Here is an 11,842-nt window from a genome sequence, read left to right on the forward strand (position 1 = left end):
CAATGTCATATTTTTCCAAAATACATCATGATCACCAGGATGAGTTGGTAAAATAACTTTATTTAATAAATAATCGCTCTGTTTACTAAGAAATAAATCTGATTTAGAAATAGAAGAATTAACAGTAACATATGTTTCTCTTGGTAAAAATGTGCATTCAGATGCTTTCACAACAGATAAAAAAATTAATAATAGAGCACATATAGCAAAGAAATACTTTATAATCATTTTTATAATTTACCTCCATTAACAAATATTCGTAATGAAATTAACATATTTGTATTTTTGTGTCTATATTATATTTAATAAAAAATAAAAATATATGATATAATATAATTTTATAGTTAAAAATCACATATTTATGATATAAATTAAAATATGATTAGATATAATTATTACTTTATGATATTGGAAAATAAACTACAAAAAATATTATTTTTATAATTTTTCTAAGATATATTTTATAAAAAATAATTAAAATTTATAATAACCATATAAGATATAATAAATTATTATTTTCTATATATTCTCTTTCATTAAAATACAAATAGTGATATAAAAATACTTTAGCTTGTTACTATTTGTGCTCTATCTTTCTCATGCAATGTAATACAAAGTTCAAGAATCAAAACTATCCTTTCTTGGAATGAATGAGAGGGATGTTTTTTTTAACAGTAAGCGCTATAAACGATGCAATTAGCACTTTCAAAAAACCGCTAGCCAAAAAACCTAATGAACTTATTAAAACTGTCAGAAAAGGAACCTGAGTCATATAAGCCACCCATGGTATCCCAAAAGAATAGACAATCCCTATGCCCCCTACAGTATTTATAACAAATAATATTATAAAATTTAATCGTTTCCAAAATAACTCAACCATAAAGCCAATGAAAAATGCAGCAAATGGAAAACTAATCAGATAACCACTTGTAACTCCTGAAAAAACACTCATTCCACCACGACCTCCAGGCAATAAAGGTAGCCCAATCGCAACAAGAAAAAGGAAAAGAAATGATGCTAGAGCTCCCCTTATTCCCCCAAGTATAGATCCTGCTAACATCGGAGCCATAGAATGAGCTGTAATAGGTACCCCCAACAAAAAAGGAAGATAAATAGGAGGGAAAAGACTCAAAACAGCGTAAATAGCAGCAAATAAAGCAATATAGACTAAATCTTTTGTATTCATTAGGCTATTCCCTCATTATTAAAAAACTTGAATTATTTTTGTATAATTAATCAAAAGTATCAGCTTTATAAAAACATTCTTCCAATGTCTTAGATATAAAGAAAAATATTATAAAAATTTATTTTAATAATACTCCTTATATGAATCATATTAGATTCTACAATGTCTGATTATGTCATAAATTACTACAGTTAAATTCAATGGACTTGTGATGATATATAAATATCATATAATAAAAGCATGAAAAAATGTTACATTTATTTTAACCTACTCTTAATTATGCTTCATTTTAAATGTGTGGCATTATAATAATACATTCAAAATAAAACCTATTTCTTCTTTGAATGAATAAGAGGTATGGATCTTTTAATCGCGAGAGCAACAAAAGATGCAATCAATACTTTTAAACAATCACCTATCAAAAAACCTGAGGAGGCTATTAAAACCTTCAGTAAAGAGACTTTAGTCATATATGCTGTCCATGGAACACCAAATACATAAACAACTCCTATGCCACCCACAACATTTATCACAAATAATGTTATAAAATTTAACCGTTTCCAAAATAATTCCACCATTAAACCAATAAAAAATGCGGCAAATGGAAAACCTATCAAATAACCACTTGCAATCCCTGAAAAGACACTGATCCCACCACGACCACCAGGCAACAGAGGCAATCCAATCGCAACGAGAACAAGAAAAAGGAGCGATGCTAAAGCACCTCTTTTTGCTCCAAGTATAGAGCCTGCTAGCATTGGTCCCATCGACTGAGCTGTAATAGGCACTCCTAGAAGAAAAGGAAGATAAATAGAAGGAAAAAGGCCTAAAATAGCATAAATAGCGGCAAATAAAGCAATATAAACTAAATCTTTTGTATTCATTTGATTCTTCTTTCACGATAAAAAACTTTGGTTATTATGAGATGCTGTATCAATCAATCAGCATCATAAGAACGTGCTTCCAATGCTTCAGCTACTTCTGAAGCCATTCTTATGGTTCGTATAATTAAAGGTATTGCAAGAGCGACAACGTTAGTATTAAGTCCCCGCGCTTGCTGTGCTTCATGTACTTCATTAAACTTTTCGCTCAAAAGAGGAATAAACCTAATCGCCATAGAGATAACCATACTTACTTTTGGTGGGTTTATACCAAAAAAACGAAAGGGCTGAAGACCTACTTCAATAGCATCCACCATATCTGAAACTTTTGTTGTAAATGAAATAAGTGATGATAAAGAAAAGAGGATAACAAGACGTAATATGACCTCAACTCCCGTAAGCCAACCGTTAAAAATAGTTTGAAATACGAATAGAAGAACTAAAAGAAATCCCATCGATTTAAACTGCTTTATCACAGTTTTTAAAGGAACTTTGGCAACCTTATAAAATAAAATTACAAACAATAAAAAGAGTCCAAGAAGCACTATGGAAGAAACCATTATTATAAATGTTCCACACACCGTAAGAAATAATAACTTAACTCCAGGACTTAATCTATGAATAAATGTATCCCTTGGAATATATAAACCAATCATGACATTCTTCTTATATATTCCTTAATAGCAACAAAAGGTACATCATCAATTGCTATTTCCCCCTTATCAAAAACTAGCACTCTATCAAACTTTTTCAAAAACTCCAAATCATGCGATACAACTATTGCCGTTTGTGGTAATTCTTCTATCACTTGCGTAACGCGATGCTTATTTCGCAAATCAAGTAATGTCGTCGGCTCATCAAAAATAATGTAATCTGGTTTCATTGCTACTACACTGGAAATAGCGACGAGTTGTTTTTGCCCACCACTTAATAAATGAACAGCGTGATTTCTGAAATCTTGAAGTTCATAGCGCTGTAAAATTTCATCTACACGCTCCTTAATTTCATCTTTACTAAGCTTCAAATTTTTAAGACCAAAGGATAAGTCTTCTTCTACTAATGGTAAAACAATTTGGTTGTCAGGATTTTGAAAAACAAATCCTACTTTACGCTTTACCGCCTTTGCATCGCGTTTTGTATCAAGCCCATCAACACTTACAAAACCATGAGATGGTAATTGGAGCCCATTGATAAGACGAACAAATGTACTTTTTCCAGAACCATTTGCACCAATAACAGCAATCCGTCTTTCGGTAAGTTGCACAGTAATATTCTTTAAAACACACAATTCACCAAAGACTTGTGTTACCTTATCAAATTTTATAATCCCCAAGATTTATTCCAATCAATCCCTTTTATTAGCTCTTCTTTCGTTATTGTTTCAGTTTATAGCCTAAAAGTAAAAACAAGCACCATAGAGGAACAATGATGACTGCCAAACTCATATCAGGCATCTGTACAGGGATATATATTTCAAGAAAGGATACCCTGATTCCTATCATCTCAAAAAGTCGAGCCATTAATCCATTTTTCCCAAAACCACTTATAAACATTATACAAAATAATAAAACAAGAAAGCATAAGCAAAGATAGTTAGCGTAAGGATATAAACAAAACGCATAAATAAAATTTCCTTTTCTGTTCTTATGGGCCTTTCGAAACTTCAAATGAACAATAACAATAATGGTCCAAGTAATAACGGCTGCCGCTGTCGCAAGAGCCATGATCCGCATAAAACTATTATCAGGAATTAAAGCATTAATAATAAGGATTATTGCCGTACAGAACGATGAAAAAAGAATAGAAACATAAGGAACACGAGCAGCACTCAGTTTACTGAAAATATGTGGAGCATTTTTTTGTATAGCTAAACTATAAAGCATACGACCATTAGAATAAATGCCACTATTGTAAACAGAAATAGCCGCCATAATAACCACAAAATTCAAAATATGACCCGCAGCGGGAATTCCTACAGTTTCAAAAATTGTAACAAAAGGACTACCATTTTTTCCAATCATATTCCACGGACTGATTATCATAATAACGCTGATAGAACCAACATAAAAAATTATAATTCTCCACATAACTTGACGAATAGCCGCTGGAATTGTTTTTTGTGGATTAGATGCCTCTCCAGCAGCAATACCAATAAGCTCGGTTCCTCCAAAAGAAAACATTACTACAGAAGTCGCCAAAATAACCCCTATAGCCCCATAAGGGGAAAAACCGCCGTGATCCCAAAGATAATAGATACTCGCTTGATTTTCCCCCATTCCAGAGACAATGAGAAAAATCCCAAAAATAATCATACCAACAACAGCAGCAACTTTGATTAAAGCACAACCAAATTCAAATTCTCCATAAAAACGAACATTCGATAAATTAACTAACGTGACAAACAAAAGTACAATGAAGGATGACTTCCAATGATCAATCAAAATCCAATGATCTAGATAAAATCCAATCACTGTAAGTTCAGTCATACTAACGAGGATATAAAGAAACCAATAATTCCAACCTGTTATAAAACCTGCTAAACTCCCCCAATATTTATAAGCAAAAAAACTAAAAGCACCAGATGTTGGTTCTTCTACAGACATTTCACCAAGCATTCGCATAATGAAATAAATAATAAGTCCCCCGAAAAGATAAGCTAGAATAGTCGAAGGACCCGCCAATTGAATTGCCTCTGTTGATCCATAAAAAAGCCCCGTCCCTATAACGCCACCCAAAGCAATCATTTGAATGTGGCGATTTTGAAGATTACGCTTCAATTCATTATTCACATCCTTACGCATTATTCCTCATTCCCCCCTGAGTATTGATTGTAATCTTTACACGAAAGGTTGATAGTATCTTCGACATATTTTTTTTCAACAGAAATTATACAAGAAAACATAAACCTATCTTTTTGTCATAATGCAACTCCTTGTCTTTTTGTGCATTATGCGAATGTTCCGTTGAAACTACAGGAAGAAATATGCTTCGCTCTTTATTCAAATTAATGGCTTTCATTTTTGTTACACTAACAATTATAGCATTGGTTATTGATAATACACACTCTATCATCACATCACATTGGACAATAACCCCCCTTAATAAAATTCTCGTAAATCTTCTGCAAACAGATATCTATAGCCTGAATCAATCTCTATGCAAGATAATGCCTAATTTTCTGTCCTCCATTTGTATTACTCTCACTTATCTACCAGCATGGATTATCTTTGCTGCTTTAGCAATAATATTTTGTATCTTAACGTACGAAAAACAAAGGCCTTTTCAAAAAATATCATATACATATAATGAAGAATACATTTAAACTTGAAAAAGACTTCTAGAGCTCACTGTACTATACACAACTGATGTAGCTTAGAGTTCCTCCCCCGATTAACACAACTAAAAGTTATTTGATCTAAAAACGAGTTAAAACGCTTTATTATAATAAATGTATATGTTCAATTATGATTTTTAATCGATAACGATAACATCATTTCATTTGCATCAATTCAAGGAAATTAGCGAATAAATTTAATCCCTGCCTATGAGAAAACTCTGTACAGAAAAATTGAAATACATTGAAGTCTCTCGATTTTTTTTGTAGCTGCTTTTTTATACTCTACAAAAATTTTTCTTAGCTTTAGCACTAGAAATCATATATAAAAGCTGTCTTCCGATATCAGCACACTTTAATAAGATTGAAAATTCTTGAAATTAATAAGTAAGTTTTCTAAAGCTTATAAAGACTGTTCTATATGCTAAAAAATACATTAAATGAAAACTGGTCTTTGAATAACGCAAAATCGTGATAAAGAACTTTTCACACTTTCCTCCCCTTATGATATTTACTCTATCACATCTAAAAAAACTAAGAGGCTATTACTAGAAAAATTTTTAAAAAGCATCTTCATAGGGGCATGGCCCTCACGTAAAATAAAACACCAGTGGGTTACACGTTCACGCGCTGGTTTTAAAACAACATCTCTCAATATACCTAAGCCCATTTCATGACATCGACCATGAATGATATAACAGTAAACCCATTCAGCACCTCCATCCTTACGCTGGTAGAGTAAAAAGCCGACACCCTCACATACTTTGCCAGCCCTAAAATGTTGCTATAGCCTTTGATACTTGAAATGATTTATAAAAGGTATTTTTAGCCCTTTCTTAATAGTTTTTATCCACACGGGCTCCTCCCGCTTGCAACGTGCAAACATGGTTTTGACTTATTCACAACGAGGGAGATTAAGAATAAGAAAATTTTACGGTAATCAAAACTTTAATTCAAGTTGAATAATGATAAATTATTATAAATCAGCATATTGCTTTATTGAAAAAATGGCAAAATAACAGCTTCAGTAAGGCTGTTCTCTTCTGAATCTGCAAAGCGTCTCGCTAAAACATCAACTTTTTAGATATCTCCTCCAAACTTTTCCATTGATCAATGACCACACAAGAAAGTCCTCAATGAATTTTTCTTAGTAAGTTCCCTTCGTTTCTCGCTCTATCAGCCGATTTCATCCGACATGATTCCGGCTCCATATTAAGTAAAAAACGTGATTAATTTTATTAACTCTCCCCCTTTTTCTTCCTATAAAATTGCAAAGTAGCTTCAACTAATTTTGCTCGTCTTATTATATAAGGTTTATGATAAACTTTAGTTTCCTGAGCACTTATTTAATAAATTTTTTCCTTATCTCAAAAGCAGAAAATATTTTTATCTTTACTAAGATATCTTAACATAATCTTCTATCTTAAAGGGCTAGGTTTCCAGCTTCTTAATTTGAACACTATCATAAACTGGTAAGCATTTTATAGCATTACAATCACAAGAATACTGCCTTCATGACTTTTGTGCAGTTTTCTCCTTCAATTATTATCACATCTTATAAATTATTGAAAAAAATGCATACTTGCTTTTATACATACTTTTAGCTATTACCCTCAAATTAGTTTTGTATCATTGACTTACAAACCTATGCCGCATTAGCTCAGTTGGTAGAGCACATCATTCGTAATGATGGGGTCGCTGGTTCGAATCCGGCATGCGGCACCGATTTTTGTGTTTAGAATATTTAAATATATAGATTTTTTCTTTATCTTCTATTTTTAGACCATCTTTTAGTCTACCTCTTGTGGCTTATATAATTTTACTTAGTTTGTTGTTATTTTCTCCGTCTTTTTTGAGTAAAAGTGAGTATCTCTTTTTTCTCTATTTCACGACTCTAACTCACTTATATAACTCTGGAAGTAGCGCTTTGAAGCCTCCAAGTATGAATCATTGTTGTGGATACACTAAAAAGCTGTGCACATTCATGGGTGAGGCATATCTATCGTTATTATCTCTATCGCCATTATCAAAGAGCATCTCATTTTTACACTCCATAAATGGGTGAAGATATTGGAAGGAAACAGTTCCCTTCCTAACTTCAAGGAGCTTTTATAAAAATCTTTTGTATCCCTTGTGTTTTTGCACCTAAAAGATTTTAAAAGCCTGATTAATTTGTTGTTCTGAAAACTTAGCTAGTACAACACCAGACAAGATAATACCACTACCAAAGCACCTCACAAAACGCTTCATATGAAGAAAACAAAGCATTATTCATATAAATAAAAAACATAACCAAGACTGCCGCTCAAATTTCTTACAGTACAATATTCTTTAAAAAATTATTAAATATCATTGATCTATAGATTAAATACGCTCCTCTGATATATTGTTTCAGATGGAAACTGACTATAAGAGAGTGATAAAATATCCATTATGTTTTCATGTAAATATATTTTATTTATAAAAAATTTATGTAACAGTTTATTTCAAATCCTTTATGAAGGTATGTTTTTAAGGAAATTAAGCAATTAGATGAAAAAATAAAGAACAATTAAATTAACTATAGCTTTTTTGATTAAATGTGTATAATACGTTATGTATTCGTCATTTTGATTCTAAAATAACTTGTAGACTGAAATGTTTAATTATAATGTCTATTTTTGTTTTATAAAGGTTTATATATTGTAAGTTATGGATTTTAAAAACATTTAAGAATGAATGCTTATTATTTCGTTAATTATTGTATTTCTTACTTTTTCTTGAAAAGAGCTTTTCTTCGCTAAAAGTATTGAGATCTTTCAAAGAAATTGTCTCTAAACATTCTAGATAAATTGTATTTATAGGTGAAATATCTGATTATAGATTTATAAATTGATTTATCAAAAATTGTTGTATTTAGGCTTAAGAGGGAGTTAATTACTACAAAATGAATAGTAGTTAATATGATTTCTGCTATAATAAGAATGATATGGGTTTTAATAAAGTTCATTAAGGTGGTTTTATCTCAATTAAACCCTTTCACTGTTGCGTGCTTTAAAATTGAGTAGATGTAAGTTTTCAATTTATGTCCTGCTTTGTGTAGGTTTTTTATAGGATAAGAATAATGCGGAAAATATCAACAGAAGGGCTTGCACTGATTAAGCAATGGGAGGGTTTACGTTTAAAGGCCTATGAAGATTCTGGTGGAATATGGACAATTGGTTATGGACATACGAGTGCAGCTGGCGCTCCAAGTGTCCATAAAGGCATGAAAATTACAGAAAAAGAAGCTGAAAAGATCCTTTGTCAAGACTTGAGGGAATGTGAAATCGCTGTTGAAAAAGCTGTTGCCGTTTCTTTAAGTGATGAACAATTTGCAGCTTTAGTGTCATTTTCCTATAACGTAGGAATAACAGCTTTTTGCAAATCTACACTTTTAAAAAAGCTAAATAACGGTGAATATGAAGCGGTACCAACTGAATTGCAAAAGTGGACAAGAGTAGGCGGAAAACGTATCCAAGGTCTTGTCAATCGTCGAGCAGCCGAAGCAGGGTTATGGGCGAAAGGAGCTCATGTTGCCCCTAATTATCATGTCGTAGAATCAGAAGGCGTAACAGGGATTTGCAAAATAGAAGCTCTCGCACCAATTATAGGTTCTTTTTCAGGGCTTGGAGGACTTTTTGCAGGAAATGGTCCTGTCCAATGGGCTTTAGCAGGAATTATGGTTTTAGCTGCTTGTACAGCAATGGTATATATTGCTAAACGTTTTCAGGAACACCGCTTATGATCTTATGGATAAAAAAATATCTGACGACAACGTCAGCAATCATAGCAGCTTTTTTTATAGCTTTGATGAAAGCCTTTTTCCTTGGGAAAAGAGTTGAGAAGAAAAAACGAACAAAGGAAGCTTTTAATACAGCGAAAACACGGCTTGAGGTAGAAAATGAAATTAACAAGAAAAGTGATGCTGATGTGCGCAATAAGCTTTCTAACTGGTTGCGCGACGAATGAACGAACTTCTTGTATTGGATGGCTGCCAATTTATTTGAATCGACAAGACATCAATGTCATTAGCCCAAATTTGGCAAGAGAGATTCTCAAACATAACGAACAAGGTGAGCGTGTATGTGGGTGGAAACATACACGAAAAGTGAAGTGATAAAAATACGATTTCTCTGAAATAATAACCAATAAAAAAATTTGAAAGAGATGAATCCATTCAAATTAAAAATAGAAGCTCTTATAGAGCTAAAGCACTTTGGTAGTCTATGTGATTTACTTGGAGCGATTTAATTTCATTGGAGTGACAATTTCATTGGAGTGACGAGGGGGTGCTTGACTTAAAATCAAAGAATTTAATTGGTTATATTTTCGTAAAATGATTGGATGTATTGAGATATTTTAAGGTTGTTTCTGTTATCCTAACCAAACAAGAGGAGAAAGGATTTTGTAGATTGCCCTTTTATTGCCTTTTAAAGACCTGATGATATAAAAAAGGGCTGTCTTCAGCAAAAATTATTTTTAGAAATCTGTCCATATTTAAGAAAATAAATCCACAAAACTATACAGAGATATTAGCTTTTTAGAGGGATATTAATGAAGTTTTTTCAGCTTTCTACTGTAATGTTCTTGAAGATAAAATAAATATTTTCGCTAAAATAAATATTTTCGCATTGTATCTGCTTTTTATGCTAAAGTGGTGCAAAAATATTGCAAATAATATTGGCTGTTAATTTTTCTATAGGTAAGCTCTCTATGTTTGGAATAACATGCAATTTCAGTGGAGAAAACCAACACCTATTTTTACCTTCATTTTTTTACTCAGCTTTTTTACTTTTAAAAGCTGCCTGCACAATTTCTTTAAAAGTATTGCTTTGCTGTTTTAAAATAGTTTGTTCTCGAAAGACAAATGGCAGCTTCACAAATATCTGGAAAGATTGCCCAATTCGCAAAACTTTATCCGACATGTATTGTAGAAGTTGGAAGTACTGAATAAAATTTGATAGGTATAGCTGCTGGTCTTACTTCATGTGAAAAAAGTTCTTTGTTATTTTCCAGGCTTGTTTTTTGAGAACACGTGCCCTTAACAAATAAAGGTAGATACCTGCTTATTGTGAATATCCTGTTCGATTAATTGATATTAGTGCGGGTATTAGCTATGATCCTGAAAATAACCCATCATGCCATTTCCGATTTTTCTTTGTTTCGCACCATTCCTAACATACAGTATTATTGCTTCTGCAGATAATAAAGAAACAAAATCCACAATTTTCCCAACGTTAAACAATCCTATGCACGTTTATATCCCCCTAGGAAAGAACCCTGTTATAAATATTCCAAAAGAGTACTGCAAACATCGATATCAGCAAAGCTTCTGTTATCAAAAAAGGAAAAGATATTCTCCTATTTGCCACTGGAAAAATCGTCTAGATTTATCTTGATGCAGCTGAAGCGCTTAAAAAATATGAAATTATCCCAACAGTTGTCAGTGTATCCACAATCTAACCTTTAGACGGTACATCTATATTAGAACTCTGTAAATCTCACAAATCTATTGTTGTTTGTGAAAAGTATAGTATTCATGGGAAACTTGAAGAAGCAATTGCGAGATTACTTATGAAATATAGCATTGCATGTAAATTTGTATCGTTATGAATACCGGATGAGCCAATCTATAATAGAAGACAATGGGATGTTCTGGCACGTTATAAAATAAGTCGAGAAGATATAAAAAACGGTGTTAGCAATGATATAAGATACAAAAAACATGAAACTACATCTTAATATGGCTAGCCCAGTTTAAAACTATCATAAATCATTAAGGATGCAAAAAAAGGAACTGATAAGCACATTAAATCGCGTTGTCTTGCTTTCTAGTGGACGCGTTTTTTTAAGATACTATATTGTATTTTTATTCTTTTAAAATATATTCTATAAAAAATAATACCATGTCTGTATAATATATTATTCATTAGAATCATCATAAATACTATATATATTATAGAATATATCTCCATTTTTTATTATAATTTATATATACTAACAATACATATTGATTTTTTAAATAAAATTAATTATATACTATATGTGTTTAATTTAATATTAAAAACATGATTAATGTATTATATTTTTTATAAATAGGAGAGGAAAAATGCTCACAACATTATTTATATCTATTTTTTCTATATCAACAGTTGTTATGCCTTTGCTCGCAGCGCTTGTTCCTTTTTATCCTTAGAATGCGTTTTAACAAAGTGAATAACAAATTTATGAAGTGTTATTTGTACTTTTTCTGCTTTGATTGTTATTAAGATTTTTTTTAATATTATTATAGTTATTGAGTATTTATTGTCATATTATAGAAGGGATTTTTGACCTTTTTCTTCAACGTTAACTGTCAACATATCTGTAAAATATACAATGATGCTCTTCTATAAAAAATTTCTTTTTCTAAAAGCAGTA

6 protein-coding genes, 1 tRNA gene and 3 pseudogenes are annotated in these 11,842 nt (G+C 31.6%); 3 read left to right on the plus strand and 7 right to left on the minus strand.

From position 1 onward, the window contains the following. Positions 1–631: 631 nt before the first annotated feature. From PVV70_RS02880 to PVV70_RS02900, 5 genes and pseudogenes are all read right to left on the minus strand, one after another. Entirely contained in the window at positions 632–1,186 is a 555-nt protein-coding gene (locus PVV70_RS02880; RefSeq protein ID WP_273757796.1) for a biotin transporter BioY, read from the minus strand. Positions 1,187–1,515: 329 nt separating this feature from the next. Beyond that, positions 1,516–2,070: a biotin transporter BioY gene (locus tag PVV70_RS02885; RefSeq protein ID WP_273757797.1), complete on the minus strand. Its 555-nt coding sequence runs from the start codon at positions 2,068–2,070 to the stop codon at positions 1,516–1,518. Between the two features lie 12 nt (positions 2,071–2,082). Next, positions 2,083–2,723 (minus strand): annotated as a pseudogene (locus PVV70_RS02890) (energy-coupling factor transporter transmembrane component T family protein). Continuing rightward, entirely contained in the window at positions 2,720–3,400 is a 681-nt protein-coding gene (locus tag PVV70_RS02895) for an energy-coupling factor ABC transporter ATP-binding protein (protein WP_273757798.1), read from the minus strand. The pseudogene PVV70_RS02890 and the gene PVV70_RS02895 overlap by 4 nt, the downstream one beginning before the upstream one ends. Positions 3,401–3,440: 40 nt before the next feature. Beyond that, on the minus strand, positions 3,441–4,868 hold the full coding sequence (locus PVV70_RS02900; protein ID WP_273757799.1) for an amino acid permease: 1,428 nt from the start codon (positions 4,866–4,868) through the stop codon (positions 3,441–3,443). A 2,182-nt stretch (positions 4,869–7,050) separates the two neighbouring features. Here PVV70_RS02900 and PVV70_RS02910 point away from each other — a divergent pair. After that, positions 7,051–7,123: transfer RNA gene (locus PVV70_RS02910), tRNA-Thr, on the plus strand. A 112-nt stretch (positions 7,124–7,235) separates the two neighbouring features. Here the strand turns inward: PVV70_RS02910 and PVV70_RS09795 are convergent. Next, a pseudogene (locus tag PVV70_RS09795) lies at positions 7,236–7,438 on the minus strand (DNA-binding protein). 1,066 nt (positions 7,439–8,504) lie between these two features. Here PVV70_RS09795 and PVV70_RS02915 point away from each other — a divergent pair. Further along, positions 8,505–9,167: a lysozyme gene (locus PVV70_RS02915; RefSeq protein ID WP_273757801.1), complete on the plus strand. Its 663-nt coding sequence runs from the start codon at positions 8,505–8,507 to the stop codon at positions 9,165–9,167. Next, entirely contained in the window at positions 9,164–9,391 is a 228-nt protein-coding gene (locus PVV70_RS02920) for a hypothetical protein (RefSeq protein WP_273757803.1), read from the plus strand. Before PVV70_RS02915 ends, PVV70_RS02920 begins: the two co-directional genes overlap by 4 nt. Before the next feature lie 683 nt (positions 9,392–10,074). Here the strand turns inward: PVV70_RS02920 and PVV70_RS02930 are convergent. Continuing rightward, positions 10,075–10,293: pseudogene (locus tag PVV70_RS02930) on the minus strand (integrase); the annotation flags it as partial. Positions 10,294–11,842 lie beyond the last annotated feature (1,549 nt).

This window comes from Bartonella sp. AU55XJBT (genome assembly GCF_028618525.1).